This window comes from Lentzea sp. NBC_00516 (assembly GCF_036346835.1).
Lineage (GTDB): Bacteria > Actinomycetota > Actinomycetes > Mycobacteriales > Pseudonocardiaceae > Lentzea > Lentzea sokolovensis.
This window is the reverse complement of record NZ_CP107840.1, coordinates 6,952,150-6,966,530: the sequence shown is the minus strand read 5'-3', so window position 1 is coordinate 6,966,530 and position 14,381 is coordinate 6,952,150. Positions and strand designations below refer to the sequence as shown.

General features: G+C 68.2%; 12 protein-coding genes. 8 read left to right on the top strand and 4 right to left on the bottom strand.

Going from position 1 to position 14,381, the window contains the following annotated elements; translation table 11 throughout:
* Positions 1-242 precede the first annotated feature (242 nt).
* Positions 243-1,139, top strand: coding sequence for a KPN_02809 family neutral zinc metallopeptidase (gene ypfJ, locus OG205_RS31700; protein WP_330271626.1), 897 nt, complete (start codon positions 243-245; stop codon positions 1,137-1,139).
* 40 nt (positions 1,140-1,179) lie between these two features.
* On the opposite strand, the gene OG205_RS31695 is transcribed toward ypfJ, so the two are convergent.
* The 3 genes from OG205_RS31695 to OG205_RS31685 all read right to left on the bottom strand — a co-directional run bounded on the left by OG205_RS31695 (position 1,180) and on the right by OG205_RS31685 (position 2,898).
* Positions 1,180-1,887, bottom strand: a complete 708-nt coding sequence (locus tag OG205_RS31695) for a class I SAM-dependent methyltransferase (RefSeq protein ID WP_330271625.1) — start codon at positions 1,885-1,887, stop codon at positions 1,180-1,182.
* Positions 1,888-2,045: 158 nt separating this feature from the next.
* The gene (locus OG205_RS31690) at positions 2,046-2,456 is read right to left on the bottom strand and encodes a VOC family protein (protein WP_330271624.1); all 411 of its coding nucleotides are present in this window, start codon (positions 2,454-2,456) and stop codon (positions 2,046-2,048) included.
* A 10-nt stretch (positions 2,457-2,466) separates the two neighbouring features.
* On the bottom strand, positions 2,467-2,898 hold the full coding sequence (locus OG205_RS31685; protein ID WP_330271623.1) for a helix-turn-helix transcriptional regulator: 432 nt from the start codon (positions 2,896-2,898) through the stop codon (positions 2,467-2,469).
* Positions 2,899-3,094: 196 nt separating this feature from the next.
* Here OG205_RS31685 and OG205_RS31680 point away from each other — a divergent pair, with 196 nt between their 5' ends.
* The 3 genes from OG205_RS31680 to OG205_RS31670 all read left to right on the top strand — a co-directional run bounded on the left by OG205_RS31680 (position 3,095) and on the right by OG205_RS31670 (position 9,841).
* Positions 3,095-5,689, top strand: a complete 2,595-nt coding sequence (locus OG205_RS31680) for an SdrD B-like domain-containing protein (protein WP_330271622.1) — start codon at positions 3,095-3,097, stop codon at positions 5,687-5,689.
* Positions 5,690-5,850: 161 nt separating this feature from the next.
* Positions 5,851-8,970: a hypothetical protein gene (locus OG205_RS31675; RefSeq protein WP_330271621.1), complete on the top strand. Its 3,120-nt coding sequence runs from the start codon at positions 5,851-5,853 to the stop codon at positions 8,968-8,970.
* Positions 8,971-9,091: 121 nt separating this feature from the next.
* The gene (locus tag OG205_RS31670; protein ID WP_330271620.1) at positions 9,092-9,841 is read left to right on the top strand and encodes a sulfite exporter TauE/SafE family protein; all 750 of its coding nucleotides are present in this window, start codon (positions 9,092-9,094) and stop codon (positions 9,839-9,841) included.
* On the opposite strand, the gene hisC is transcribed toward OG205_RS31670, so the two are convergent.
* Positions 9,831-10,898 (bottom strand): histidinol-phosphate transaminase, encoded by a 1,068-nt coding sequence (gene hisC / locus OG205_RS31665; protein WP_330271619.1) that lies wholly within the window; start codon positions 10,896-10,898, stop codon positions 9,831-9,833. The two genes, OG205_RS31670 and hisC, sit on opposite strands and share 11 nt — an antisense overlap.
* Before the next feature lie 75 nt (positions 10,899-10,973).
* Between hisC and OG205_RS31660 the strand changes: the two genes are divergently transcribed.
* The 4 genes from OG205_RS31660 (at position 10,974) to OG205_RS31645 (ending at position 14,319) form a co-directional block, all read left to right on the top strand.
* Positions 10,974-11,615: a dienelactone hydrolase family protein gene (locus OG205_RS31660; protein ID WP_330271618.1), complete on the top strand. Its 642-nt coding sequence runs from the start codon at positions 10,974-10,976 to the stop codon at positions 11,613-11,615.
* Between the two features lie 138 nt (positions 11,616-11,753).
* Positions 11,754-12,284, top strand: coding sequence for a hypothetical protein (locus OG205_RS31655; protein WP_319976168.1), 531 nt, complete (start codon positions 11,754-11,756; stop codon positions 12,282-12,284).
* The gene (locus OG205_RS31650; RefSeq protein WP_330271617.1) at positions 12,281-13,567 is read left to right on the top strand and encodes a PPE domain-containing protein; all 1,287 of its coding nucleotides are present in this window, start codon (positions 12,281-12,283) and stop codon (positions 13,565-13,567) included. Before OG205_RS31655 ends, OG205_RS31650 begins: the two co-directional genes overlap by 4 nt.
* Positions 13,564-14,319 (top strand): ESX secretion-associated protein EspG, encoded by a 756-nt coding sequence (locus OG205_RS31645; protein WP_330271616.1) that lies wholly within the window; start codon positions 13,564-13,566, stop codon positions 14,317-14,319. Before OG205_RS31650 ends, OG205_RS31645 begins: the two co-directional genes overlap by 4 nt.
* The last annotated feature ends 62 nt before the right edge of the window (positions 14,320-14,381 follow it).

Sequence of the window (14,381 nt, the reverse complement as noted above, 5' to 3'; positions counted from 1 at the left end):
ACGAGGTTTCGGGTGCCCAGGCGCCATCAGGCGTCGCTCGGTGCACTTCGACGCTGTTGAGCTCGGCTTCGGTGTCGTCTCATGGCGTCACCGGCTGAGCGCCACGCCAACCTTCGTGGGCCGTAGTCGTCACTTCCAAATGGGAAAGCCCAGGTGCGGTGCCCCGACGTCGGGTCCCGCACCTGGGCGTCTTTTGTGCTTTATCGTGTGCCGCCTACGGGTCCTTGGCATGGAGGCACGCGGTGCAGTTCAACGAAGGCGCGGAACTCGACCTCTCGCAGGTGTCGGACCAACGAGGCGTCGGCGGCCGAGTCGCCGGCGTCGGCGGTGGTCTGGGCGTGGTCGGCCTCATCATCTACTTCCTGATCCAGCAGTTCACCGGCATCCAGCTGCCGGCGGGCGGGCTCGAGGGCATGGACAACAACACCCAGGTCGAGTCCGGTCAGCTGCTCGAGAAGTGCAAGACCGGTGCTGACGCGAACCGCGACAGCGACTGCCGGGTCGTGGCGACGATCAACTCGATCCAGGGCTTCTGGACCGACCAGTTCGCTCGCTCGGGCAACACCTACCAGGTCACCAAGACCAACTTCTTCCGCAACAGCGTGAACACCCGCTGCGGCAACGCCACCTCCGCGGTCGGCCCGTTCTACTGCCCCGCGGACTCCCAGGTGTACATCGACCTGGACTTCTTCAACGAGCTGCGGACGAAGTTCGGCGCGACCGGCGGCCCGTTCGTCGAGGCCTACGTGCTCGCCCACGAGTACGGCCACCACGTGCAGAACCTGCTCGGCACCTCGGACCGGGTCGGCAGGGAGACCGGTCCCACCTCGGGTTCGGTGCGTCTCGAACTGCAGGCCGACTGCTACGCGGGCGCCTGGGGCAAGGCCGCGACGACGATTCCGTCGGCCAACGGTCAGCCCCTCATCTCGAACATCACCCAGGAGGACGTGAACGCCGCCCTCGACGCGGCGGCGCGCATCGGTGACGACTTCATCCAGAGCGAGCTCGGCGGCGGGCGGGTCGACACGACCAAGTTCAGCCACGGCAGCTCGGCGCAGCGGCAGAAGTGGTTCACGACCGGGCTGGAGACGGGCGACCCCGCCCGCTGCAACACGTTCGACACGAACAACCTGGGCTAGATGACACAGGTGGCGCACCGGATCGGTGCGCCACCTGTCGTCAGCTGCGTGCCACGGCCAGCAACCTGTGGTCGCCCACGCGGAAAGCGCTTCCGTCGACGTCGCCGAACAGCTCGACCGACGAGAACCCGGCGGCGTTCAGCATCCGGGTCAGCTCAGCGGCCGTGTAGACGTGCTGCTCGCAGGTCGACCGCTGCGTCCGCTCCCCGTCCGTGAACGTGAAGTCGATCAGCAGCCGCCCCGAGGCCACGTCGTAGTCGTTCACGGCGACGCAGTCCACGCCCCCGAACGACATGCGCAGCTCGCCCGGCAGCGAAGGCAGCAACGACTCGGCCGTGCAGCCGTAGTCGATGACGAGAACCGGTGCGGCGGCGGCCAGGTCGGCCAGGAGCCGCTGCGAACCAGCGTGCGACAGGTAGCCGAAGCTGTTGCCCAGGCACAGGGCCAGATCGGCGGTCACGCCGAACGAGCCGAGCGCCGCCAGGTCGCCCTGCCGCCAGTCGAGCTCGGGCGCCAGCGCACGGGCGTGCGAGATGGCCTCGGCGGAGATGTCGATGCCGGTGATCGTGTAGCCGCGGCGGGCCAGTTCGATGCTGTGCCTGCCGCTGCCGCACGGTGCGTCGAGCACCCGCGGACCCGCGCTGAAACCGGTGATGAAGTCGATCTCGGCCGAGGTGACGGAGGGTGGAACCGCACCACGCCAGAAGGTGTTGGCGAGATCGGTGAAGAACGAGGTGTACCACGTCAAGGTAGTGCTCCTGGTGATCGCGAGAAACAGAACGCGAGAGTCACCGGGTACTGCGAAGGCACCCGGTGTGTCCGGGGCTGCCCATGGCATCGACCTTGTCTCTGAGAAACGCTTGAAGGCACTACTGAAGCACGTCCAGCGTGGAAACCGGAAGTGCTTTACGGCTGGACGGACCGCGGCGTCGAGAAGCGGATCATGTTGCCGGACGGGTCGCGGAACGCGCAGTCGCGAACGCCGTAGAACTGGTCGACCGGTTCCTGCATCACCTCGGCGCCTGCCGCGCGCACCTGCTCGAACTTCGCGTCCACGTCGTCGACCACGAAGATGACGCCGTGCAGCGATCCCTTGGCCAGCAACGCGTGCAGCGCCTCGTGGTCGGTCGGCGGGACGGGCGGCCCGATCCGCGACAGGCCGATCTCGACGTCGGGCTGGCCCGCGGGCCCGACGGTGAGCCAGCGGTAGTCCTCGACGGACTCGTCGCTGCGCACGTCGAGCCCGATGACGTCGCGGTAGAACTTCAGCGCGGCGTCCTGATCGTGGACGAAGAGGAACGTGTGCGAAAGCTTCATGGGCGAAACCCTAGGCACGCCGCGAACGCGTCGCTTCTCGAAATCTGCTCGGTCTCGTCAGCCCCATCAAATGACATCCGGGCACCGCGGCCAGCGAATCATGGGCACGCGCCCGATAGGCAGACGGCGTTTCCCCGACCAGTTCGGTGAACCGCGCGGAGAACGAGCCGAGCGAGGTGCACCCGACCTCGACGCAGACCTCGGTCACCGACAGCGTTCCGAGCCGCAGCAACGCCTTGGCCCGCTCGATCCGCCGCGTCATCAGGTACCCGTACGGCGTCTCGCCGTAGGCCGCGCGGAACTGGCGGGCGAAGTGCGACGGTGACATCAGCGCGGCACGGGCCATCGCGGGCACGTCCAACGGCCGCGCGTACTCGCGGTCCATCAGGTCACGCGCCCGGCGCAGGTGCGCGAGGTCCTCCGGCGTCACGAACGACAGCATGCCACCGAAACGAGAGCAGACGAGTCCCCGCGACGCTCACGCTTTCCGAACGCCATCGGTTGCCCTCGCCAGAAGAAAATCTTGAATGCGTTTTCCCACCTCATCGACCCTTTCGAACGGCATGGTGCTGCGGTACTTTCCGCAGATCACTGGGGACTCGGGGGGACCGTTGTCCGATAGATCTGTCAGTCGTGCCGTGCTCGGAATCGGTGCTTTGGCCACCGTCGCGATGCTGGCGTTCAGCACGGCTGCCGTCGCGCAGGATGAGCCGACGAGCGCACTGCCGACGCCTACTGGGGCAACGACGTCACCCACCGAGACAACGACAACGGCACCACCGTCGTCCTCAGAACAGCCGCCACCGCCGCCGGTCCTGACCGCCGCGGCCACCGGCGGCATCGACGGTGTCCTGTACCTGGACAAGAACGGCAACAAGCTGCAGGACGCGGGGGAGACGGCTTCCGACGTCGAGCTCACGCTCTTCGCCAAGGGCATCGAGCACCGGACCACCACGGACGCCGAGGGCAGGTTCAGCTTCCGCGACCTCGCGCCCGGCAGGTACGACACGACCTACTGGCTGGAAGACGAGTGGACCGTGCACCGCGTCGGGACGGACGGTGACCTGATCACCGTCGAGCCGGGCAAGACGGCTCAGGTCGTGGCGCGCGGGGAACGACCGTACAAGGAGCAGTTCGAGGTGATCGCGACTCTCGACCGCGAGAGCTATCGCATGCCGGCGACCGCGACGGTCACTCTGACTTTGACCAACACCACCAACAGCAAGATCAGCAACATCCGGGCCAGGTGCAACCACGAGGGTTTCCCGAACGCTCTCGGCCGCGGCTCGGCCTGGAACGCGTTGGTGACGAACGGTGTCTCGCTCGGCCCCGGTGAGCGGCGGTCGATTCCGGTCGCCGAGGAGATCCCGGAGGCCGCCGGCAGGGCGGGCACCCTCGTGCTCGACTGCCAGTTCGCGCCGAACCCCGACTGGAACACCGACGGGGTGTGGGCGCGGACGAGGGCGAAGGTCAGCAGCAGCACCAACTACGCGATGGTGGTCGGCGAGGACAAGAACGCCGACGACCGCATCGACGGGAACGAGGCCGTCAGCGGTGTGAAGGTCGTTCTGCTGACCCCGAACACCGCCGGCAGGGTCTCGGAGGGCACGAGTGACGCGGACGGGAGGATCGAGTTCTTCAACGTCCAGCCCGGCGTCTACCAGGCCGTGGTGCTTGGCTCGTGGGGGTTCCGTGACGCCGGCCAGGAGCGGGTGGAGGTCACCGAGCAGGGTGGCTTCGGTTACGGATTCCTGAAGCAGGCGACCCCCGCGGACGTGCGCGCCTCCGTGAAGCTCGGGAAGCAGCGCTACGAGTCGCACGAGATCGTCACCATGGACCTGACGATCACGAACATCGGTGGCAAGACGGCCGAGCAGGTCAGGCTGGCCGGTCAGGTCACCGAGCTGAGCATTCCCGAGGAGCAGTGGGGCGACTTCCGGTGGTCGAACCGCGCCGGCATCCGGCTCGCCGCAGGGGAGTCCCGCACGTTCAGCGTCTCGGGAAGGATCAACGAAACGCAGGACGGCAAGCTGGTCGTCTTCGGTGATCTGTACTTCCTGGGCCAGGAGGAGCTCAACACCGAGTTCCGTGCCGAGGCCGAGGTGGTGGAGACGCGAGGCGAGATCGTCGGCGTGGTCTACACCGACAAGAACAGCAACGGGCTGCAAGATCCAGGTGAGGCCGCACCTGACGTCCTGGTGGAGGCCAGTGGCGGTGCGACGCACGGCTACTTCTCGACCACCACGAACGCGAACGGCGAGTTCACCTTCAAGGACGTCTCCTCCGGCCGGTACTGGGTCACCTTCTCGCTGGCCGACGACTGGCTCGTGCACGACGAGGTCAACCCCGAACCGGTCTGGGTGGAACCGGCGGCACCCGGCCGGCTGACCGTGCGCGCCGACCGTCCGTACAGCGAGTTGATCGAGGCCACGATGGTGCTGGACAAGGACACCTACATGGTCGGGGAGATCGCCAAGATCGCGATCACGCTGAAGAACATCTCCGCCCGTGAGCTCGCCGATGTCCAGGCGAACTGCAACCCGTTGCACCACAGCGGCCAGCTCGGTGGCGTCCGCGGGCCCATGCCCGAGGGCTGGGGCGACCTCCGCAAGGAGGCAGAGGGAGTGACGCTCGCGCCAGGAGAGACGAAGGCGATCATCGTCACTGAGCCCGTGCCCGCCTACGCACGCTTCAACCAGCGAGTGGACGTGGGCTGTTCGTTCGCGCCGAACGCCAAGTTCACCCACGACGGTCCGTGGGCGAGTGACTCGGCTGACGTTCTCGTCGGACTCGGCGCGGTCAGTGGAAGGCTCGCGCACGACCGCAACAAGAACGGGGTCGTCGATCCCGGTGAGGCTCTCGCAGGCGTCCGCGTCCTGCTGCTCACCGACAAGGAGTACGGCCTGCAGGTCGCCGACGTGGTCTCGGCCACCGACGGGACGGTGCGCTTCGACCGGATGCCGACCGGTGAGTTCTGGGCAGGGATCGACGGGCCGTGGAAGTTCGAGGGCGAAGCCGGCCACGTGGACGTCAGGCTCGACGAGGTCGTGCAACGAGACTTCTTCGTCGTGCCGGCCCCGCACGCCACGCCACCACCTGCCGAACAGCACTCCGGCGGGAGCAAGGCGCTCGCGAGGACCGGCGCCAGCGTGCTCGGACTCGGCGCGCTCGCCGTGCTCCTGGTGGCGTTCGGCTTCGGCGCTCGTGTCGCCGGCCGCCGCAGGATGTCCTGAGACATGAATCGTTCCCTGAAATGCCCCTGATCCGGTACTTTGCCCGAGTCTGCTGGACGCGTGCGGGGGCTATGACGTCTGCGGACCACAATCAACTGGGGTTTTGGGGGAGTTCATTGTCCGAGAGATCGGTCAGCCGTGCCCTGCTCAGATTCGGGGCCTTGGCCACCGCCGCCGTCCTGGCGCTAGGAGGCGCCACCACCGGCGCACTGGCGCAGGAGCCGGAAACGCCTACGTCCAGCATCGAGCCCACGCCGACGAGCGAGCCGAGCGCGCCTCCGAGCACCGAGGAGCCGACGCCGTCGAGTGAGCCCGCGCCGCCGTCCTCGACGCCGACGAGCGAGGCGCCCACCACGGAGTCGAGCACGCCGGCTCCGCCGGCACCACAGCCCGAGAACAAGGCTGAGAACAAGGCCGAACCTGAGCAGAAGGCCACGCAGACGCCCGCGGTGCAGTCCCAGGGTCCGCGTCCGGACCTCTCGGTCTCGGTGAGCTTCGGCAAGGCCGAGTACCTGCCCGGCGAGGACCTGGTCATCACGATCAAGATCCGCAACGTCGGCGACGCGGTGGCCAAGGACGTGCGTCTCAGCCTCGACCGGCAGGACCTGACGCTCAAGTCGGGCTACGAGGCTCTGCTCTCCCGGCCGACCATCGCGGCCGGCGCGGAGGAGGTCATCACGATCGTCGCGGAGGTCGGCTGGGACCGGGCGACGAACGTGTCGGCCACGCTTCGGGCCACTGTGGACGGTGTCGCGGACGCGACGCCCGGTGACAACTCGGCCACCGGCACCACGACGATCCGCAGGGACTACGGCTCGGCGTCCGGTGTGCTGTTCGTCGACAAGGACGGCGACGGCGCGCCTGACGCGGACGAGGCCCTGACGGGCTACAACGTCCTGGTCGAGGGTGGTGTCCCGAAGACGAGTCGCGGCAACGTCCCGGTGGACAGCCAGGGCCGGTTCTCCTACACCGACCTGCCGGTCGGCGACTACCGGATCGTGCAGCTCGTCGGCAGCCAGGGGAACAACCACGCCGTCAAGCCGGGTCTCAGCAATTTCGTGGTTCGCAAGGGCGAGGACACCAAGCTCGCCGTCGCCGCCGTGAAGCCGGTGTCGGACGCGCTCGAGGTGCAGGTCGCGTTCGACCGCGACTCCTACGCGAAGACCGATCCGGTCGGCATCAGCATCACCCTGAAGAACAAGTCCGACGTGGCGCTGACGGGCGTTGTCGCCGTCTGCAACCCGTACCTCAACGACGTTCCCGGCATGATCGAGGGCATCGGCAAGGCATGGGAGCAGTTCAACCCGGACGGTCCCGGTGTCACGGTGGGTGCCAGCAAGACCGAGGTGTTCCACGTCACCGACGAGGTGCCCGCGGACACCCGCGGTCAGGTCACGGTCGCCTGCAACTTCGGCAACGACGGCCGCAACTCGTTCGGCTACGTCGGCGGCTCGGACTGGGCCCGCGTCAACGGGTTCAACGGCACGGTCCGCGGCAACGTTGTGGACGCCTCGACCGGCAACCCGGTCGAGCACGGCCGGATCGTCGCGATCGACCCGGTCACCCGCCGTCCCGTCGGCGACTCCCAACTCGGCTACCAGGGCCAGTTCGAGACCTACGACATGCGGGTCGGCAGCACCGCGTTCGTCGTGCTCGGTCAGTGGAAGCCCAAGGACGGCAAGGAGTTCGTCTTCGACGTCCAGGCCGACCAGACGACCACCGCACCGGTGTTCGAGGTCGTTCCCGGCCCCGAGGTACCTGACCCGTCGAAGGTCGCGCCGGACATCGCGGTGACCGCGGCGTTCGACAGGGCCACCTACGAGGGCACCGAGCTGGCCAGGGTGACGGTCAAGGTCGAGAACAAGGGAACCGCCGCGGGATACGCCCGGTTCGTGGACGACATCCAGAAGCCGCAGGACCGACTCATGTACGACCTGCGCCAGTGGGGCGACTTCACCAGCTACGCGAAGCAGGTCGTTCTTCAGCCTGGCGAGAGCCGCGTCGTCGTGATCACGGGTGAGATTCCGTGGTACTCCTCGAACACCGTCAGCTTCTCGGCGAACATCGAGATCTACAACGACTCCGACCAGAGCAACAACAAGGTCCAGATCAAGGCCGGAGTCCAGAGGCTCACCGGCGACGTCGAGGTCCTGGCCTACGCCGACAAGGACGGCAACGGCAAGTACGACTCGGGTGAGGAGTTCGGGGACCTCGACCTCAGGCTGGCGGGCGTCCGAACCTCGTACTGGATGGAGAAGCGCACCGACGCGACCGGCCGGGCCCGGTTCGACGACGTGCAGATCGGCACCTACTACACGCACTCGGAGTTCCGCGACGGCTGGATCGCCGCTGGCCACGACAGCGCGACCGGGACGATCAGCGCGGACGCGACGACGGTGATCGAGCTCAGGGCCGTGCGTCCGCTCTCGGACAAGTTCACCGCGACGGCGAAGTTCGGCAAGGCCGTGTACGCGGCGGGTGAGGACTACTCGATCGACCTGACGCTCACGAACAACACCGGTGCGGTGCTCGAGGGCGTCGCGGCCATGTGCCACGACCCCGGTGCGGTAGGAGCAGGTCCCGGCTGGGGTGACGTCCGCGAGGACGGTCCCGGCATTCGGCTGGAAGATGGCGAGACGAGGATCATCCGGGTCACCGGCCCTCAGCCGGAGGGCACGGCGGACGCCGGTTTCCTGGGCGTCTCCTGCGACTTCGGCCCGCGCCCGCATCAGAGCGGATACCCGACCGCGGTCGCGTGGGCTCAGGTCCCCGGCAAGACCGCCGATGCGTTGGGCCGTCTCGTCCACGACGACGAGAACGACGGCAGCTTCGAAGGTGACGGCGTCGCCAAGACCGCTGTCGTGCTCGTCGACCGGATCAGCAAGAAGGTGACTGCTCGCACGATCTCGGGCGACGATGGCGGATTCGCGTTCACCGACGTGCCGGTCGGCGAGTACGAGCCGGTCGTGGTCGGGCCGTGGAAGGCCCAGGTGTACGCGAGCTGGTACTTCCGGGTCAGCGCGAGCTCGGCCGGCGACGTGCAGATCGTCGTGCTCGAGCCGGGCCCGAAGGTCGAGGACCCCGGTCAACCGTTGCCCGAGGACCAGAAGCCCGATACCACCACGCCTCCTGTCACGCCAGGTGCGTCCGGTGGTGCCGGTACGGCTGAGGTGCTGGCCAAGACCGGCGCGTCCGTGCTGGGCCTCGGCCTGCTCGGCGCGCTGCTCGTGGCCTTCGGATTCGGTGCCAGCGTGATCGGCCGCCGTCGCCGGATCGCATAACCGAAAGTCCACCAGCAGGCCCGGCACTCACGCTGAGTGCCGGGCCTGCTGTCATTAGCGCCACACTCTGTCGTCCCGAGTGGAGTGTTAGCGTCGCTAACCAGTGGGTATGGGGGTGGACATGACGGTCTGGGAAGCAGTCGCGGTGGTGATCGCGGGTGTGTTCGCAGGCGGCATCAACACCGTCGTCGGCAGCGGCACGCTCGTGACGTTCCCGGTGCTGCTCGCCGTCGGCTACCCGCCAGTGGTCGCGAACGTGTCCAACAGCCTCGGCCTCGTGCCCGGCTCGCTGTCCGGCGCGTGGGGCTACCGCGAGGAGCTCAAGGGGCAGGGGGACCGCATCAAGCGGTTGCTGCCCGCGTCGATCCTCGGCGGCATCATCGGCGCGATCCTGCTGGTCACGTTGCCCGCCAAGGCGTTCACCGCGATCGTGCCGGTGCTGATCGTGATCGCCCTGGTGCTCGTGGTCATCCAGCCGTGGCTCAACCGCAAGCTCTCGCACCGGCGCAGCGAGAACGACGGCGGCGTGTTGCTGTGGTTCGGCGTCTTCGCCGCGGGCATCTACGGCGGCTACTTCGGTGCCGCGCAGGGCGTGCTGGTCATGGGGATCATGGGCGTGCTCGTCAACGAGCACCTGCAGCGGATGAACGCGCTGAAGAACGTGCTGACCGCGTTCGTGAACCTCGTCGCGGGCGTCATGTTCATCTTCATCGCCGACGTGGCGTGGCTGGTCGTGCTGCTGCTCGCCGTCGGGTCCGTGGTCGGCGGCCAGATCGGCGCCAAGATCGGCCGCAAACTCCCACCCGCCGTGTTGCGCGGCGTCATCGTGGTGGTGGGAGTCGCGGCGATCGTTCAGCTGCTCATGAAGTGAACGCGCGGGCGGCGGCCAGGAAGGCGTCGTTCTCGTCCGGCTCGCCGATCGTCACGCGGGCGCCCTCTTCCACGAACGCGCGCACGACGATCTTGTGCTCCAGGCAGTGCGCGTTGAACGCGGCCGTGCGCTCGCCCAGCGGCAGCCACACGAAGTTCGCCTGCGTCTCCGGCACCTCGAAGCCCATCGCGAGCAGTTCGCCGCGCACTCGGCCCCGCTCCGCCACGATCGCGCGGCAGCGGACCATCAGCTCGTCCTCGGCGTCCAGCGAGGCCATCGCGGCCACCTGCGCCAACGCGTTCACGGAGAACGGCACGTAGACCTTGCGCAGCACGTCGGCGACGACCGGCGGCGCGACCGCGTAGCCGATCCGCAGGCCCGCGAGGCCGTACGCCTTGGAGAACGTCCGCAGCACCGCGACGTTGGTGTGGCCCGCGGCCCACTGCTGCTTCGCGAGCTCGACGCCGTCCGGGACGTGCGCGTCGTCGACGAACTCCTTGTAGGCCTCGTCGAGCACCACGAGCACGTCACGCGGCACCTTCGCGATGAACGCCTCGATCTCCTCGGTGCGCAGCGCGGTGCCCGTCGGGTTGTTCGGGTTGCAGACGAAGACCATCCGCGTGTTCGGCGTGATCGCCGCGAGCATCGCGTCCAGGTCGTGCGTGTGCTCCGAGTTCAACGGCACGCGGATCTGCCGTGCGCCCGCCACGTGCGTGACGATCGGGTAGGCCTCGAACGACCTCCACGCGAACAGCACCTCGTCACCGTCGGCACAGGTGGCCTGGACGAGCTGCTGGCACAGGGTCACCGAGCCGCAGCCGATCGCCAGGTGGTCGGCCGGCACGCCGAGTTTGTCGGCCAGCCGCCCGGTGAGTTCGACGGCGCCCGAGTCGGGGTACCTGTTGATGCTGGCGGCCGCCTCGGAGATCGCCTTGACGACGCTCGGCAGCGGTCCGGCGGACACCTCGTTGCTCGCGAGCTTGATGGCGCCGGGGATGCTCTTGCCGGGCACGTAGGACGGCAGGGACGCCAGGTCAGCGCGGGTTCGCACGGTCATGTCCCCGATCCTCGCATTGCTCCGTCCGATTGGTCACGTTGACTGGAGTTCACCCCGTCGTGGAAGGGTAGGACGATGACGAGTACCCGCATCGAGACGCTTTCCCTCACCGACGGCCGTGAGCTGCGGGTGACGATCGCCGAACCCGACTCCGCCGTGCGGGGCGGACTCGTGGTGCTGCACGAGGCACGTGGCATCACCGCGGGCGTGCGCACGCTCGTCAGCAGCCTCGCCGACGAGGGCTGGCTCGCGATCGCGCCGCACCTCTACAACGAGGACCGCGTGCACGGCGACGACATCAAGGACCAGGTCAGCAAGCTCTCCGGCGACCGGCTGCTCGCGGACACCGACGTCGCGTTCGTGTGGCTGGGCCAGCAGGGCGTGAGCGCTGACCGGATGGGCGTCGTCGGGTTCGACATCGGTGGCACCGTCGCCATGGTGGTAGCCGCCAGTCGCACGATCGGAGCCGCGGTCACGGTGCAGGCGCCCGGCATCCTCGAACCGCTCTCCGACGGCCTTCCCGCGCTGGTGGACGTGGCCGGCGACCTGACGTGCCCGTGGCTTGGAATCTTCAGCGACGCGGACTCGGAAGAAGTGAGCAAGCTTCGTGATGCTGTGATCAGCTCCGAAACCGCGTCCGATCTGGTCCGTTTCACCGTTTCCAGTGACGAAGCGTGGGTTCGTGCGTTGAACTGGTTCGACGCTCACATGAGGTAAGGGTCTTTACGGCGGATTGGAACCGAACCGTCGTCCGGGTACATCTAAGGAGTGCTTCGGACGGCTGACTGGGTGTAGCAGTGAGTAACGCCCAGTGCTGCGATGACGAGTTACATGCAGTGCAGGGGGTTATGACGGATGGCTGAAGGCACTGGGACAGGGACCACCGGGACGACTGGCGCGGACACCCCGCCGGTGACACCCGACGTCACGACGTCGGTCACCGCGCCGATCACGGCTGAACAGCTGGCCGCGGCGAAACCTGTTCTCCAGCAGGGTCTGCTGGTGGACAAGGCGGAGGCGAGCAACGCCGCGGCCAAGCTCGACGCGGCGGCGGACAGCGGCAAGCTGACGCTCGACGTCGACGCCGCGGACGCGTTGATCAAGGCCGTCGATGCGGCCCGGGACCAGGTGATGGACCTGTGGAAACGCGCGACCGATCAGCTCGCCACGCCGTTGCAGCTGGGGGAGAACCCGGTCGCGAAGGCGATCAGCGCGCGGTTCTCCGACCTGGCGGTCGGTGAGGACTCGGGTGCCGCGAAGGCGTTGCTGGACCTCTTCAAGGTCCTCGACGACATCAGCAACGCTCTGAGTCGCAACCGCGACACCATCCGCGATGCCGACGAAGAAGCCGAGAAGTCGATGAAGAACGCCGGGGGGTCCTGGTGAGTCACGGATCGCACGACAACAACAAGGGCAACGGCGACAAGGACAACAAGTCGTCGCACCACAACGATGACGATGACAAGTACGACCGCAGCGACCTGCACGAGCCGGTCGACTGGATGACGTACACGCACGAGCAGCTCTACAACATGGTGCACACGGGCGTGAACCTCGCCGGTGCGCAGGCCGCCGCCACGAACTGGCAGAAGATCGGCGAGGACATCGCCGGCGTGCGGACGAGCCTGCTCAAGGCCGTCGAGGACTCGTCCGTCGGCTGGGACAGCGAGTCCGCGCGGCTCGCGCGCGACGGCCTGACCGAGGTCACCAACTGGGTCGACGACACCGCGAACTACGCGACGAAGGTGTCGACCGCGATCACGACCGAGACCAGCAACGTCGAGGCCGCGCGTGCCGCGATGCCGCCGCCTCCCCAGGCGCCCGCGGCGCCGGTGCCCGCGGAGACGAAGCTGCCCACGCCGATCCTGAGCCCGCAGGACCGGCTCGTGATGGTCGACCAGGTCGACGGTTTCAGTGCGACGAGCCTGCAGAACCCCGCCCTGGTCGCCAAGAACCCCAGCGCGTTCGCGGGCTTCGAGACCGTCGGCGCCAGCCCCGTCGAGACCCTCGCGGCCAACGACGCCCAGCACCGCCTCGCGGCGGACGTGATGGCGGCGTTCCAGCGCAACTCGGCCGCGGTCGACCAGACCGTGCCCTCGCAGTTCACGCCTCCGGTGAACCCGATCAACCCGACGCCGACCGGTACGGATCTCACCAACCGCTCGCACACGGGGGCGGAGAGCACCACCGCGGGTGGCACCGGTGGTCCCGTCGCGACCGGCACGCAGAACCAGGGCCGCGGCACCACGAACGCGTCGCGCGGCGGAAGCGGCGGTGGCGGTGCGGGCGGCCGTGGTGGCGCCGGCGGGTTCGGTGGCTTCGGCGGCGGCATGGCCCGTCCGTTCGGCTCCAACTCCGGCAACCAGGGCTCCGGTGGCGGTAGCGCTGGTGGCGCCGCCGCGTCCGCGGGTGGTTCGGCCGGCGTGAGCGAGGGTTCGCGCGGCGGTGGCGCGGGTGGTGCCGCGGCTGCTGCCTCGGCGACGCCCGGCAACACGACCAAGGCGTTCCAGAACCCGCTCGCGATGGGCGGCGCGCCGATGGCCGGTGCCCCCGCGGCGGGCGGCGGCCAGAACGACTCGAAGGAACACAAGACGGCGAGCTACCTGGAAGAGGACGACAACGTCTTCGGCCTGGACCGCAAGGCGGCCCCGCCGGTGATCGGTCAGTGAGAGAACGCCAGTTCACGGTGAGCTCGCAGGAGTTCTTCCTGCTGTGGCAAGCCGTGCACGGCGAGGACCGCGTCGTGCCGCTCGGAACGCCCCACTTCGGGGCCACCCGAGCGGCGCGGCAGCGTCTCGTCGAAGAAAGCTCGCAGACGTTGCAGGCTCGTCGGTTGGGCACTGTGCAACGCCCGGACCCCGACCTCCGTGCGTTGGTCAGCGGCCTCGGCGAGTTCGACCGAGCGTTGGAAATCGCGTACTTCAAAGGCACCGAACTGGCTCGCGGCATCGCCTGCGCGGGCTGGGGAGGCTCCTTCGGCGCCCGCGTGAACGGCGAGGTGCACCTGTACCCGTTCCACCCGACGTCGCTGGCCTCGGCCACGGTGTCATCGTTGCCAGGCCTCGCGCCGGGCGTGGGACGTTCCGTGAACGTGCGCTGGGACGATTACGTCCGCGCAGGTCAGGCGGGTGAGCAGGAGGGCAAGGAAGCGTTCCTGGACGTCCTGCGCGGCGTCGGCATCCGCGAGCCCGAGGCGCACAACCTGATGCGCATCGTCACGTCCCGCATCGGCGGCGGCGAACTGGGCCTGACCGCCCGCAACCGCGACGGCGTGCCCCGCCCGACCGGCCGTTCGGTCTCGTGGCTCGACACGCGCGAGGGCCGCTACCTCCTGCGCAAGCAGGACGGCTGGCTGGTGCTGGCTCCCGCCGACGCCTCCCGCCTGACCAGCGCCGTCGACGAACTGATCGCGGCGGGATAGTTCCACACCGGTGGGCTACCGCAAGTCCGCCAATCACACATGGACGTTCGGTTGTGCCTCAG

Excerpts from the sequence above, each read along its gene's own strand:
- OG205_RS31690 (WP_330271624.1), bottom strand. The coding sequence starts at position 2,456 with ATGAAGCTTTCGCACACGTTCCTCTTCGTCCACGATCAGGACGCCGCG.
- OG205_RS31685 (WP_330271623.1), bottom strand. The coding sequence starts at position 2,898 with ATGCTGTCGTTCGTGACGCCGGAGGACCTCGCGCACCTGCGCCGGGCG.
- OG205_RS31670 (WP_330271620.1), top strand. The coding sequence starts at position 9,092 with ATGACGGTCTGGGAAGCAGTCGCGGTGGTGATCGCGGGTGTGTTCGCA.
- hisC (WP_330271619.1), bottom strand. The coding sequence starts at position 10,898 with ATGACCGTGCGAACCCGCGCTGACCTGGCGTCCCTGCCGTCCTACGTG.
- OG205_RS31660 (WP_330271618.1), top strand. The coding sequence starts at position 10,974 with ATGACGAGTACCCGCATCGAGACGCTTTCCCTCACCGACGGCCGTGAG.
- OG205_RS31655 (WP_319976168.1), top strand. The coding sequence starts at position 11,754 with ATGGCTGAAGGCACTGGGACAGGGACCACCGGGACGACTGGCGCGGAC.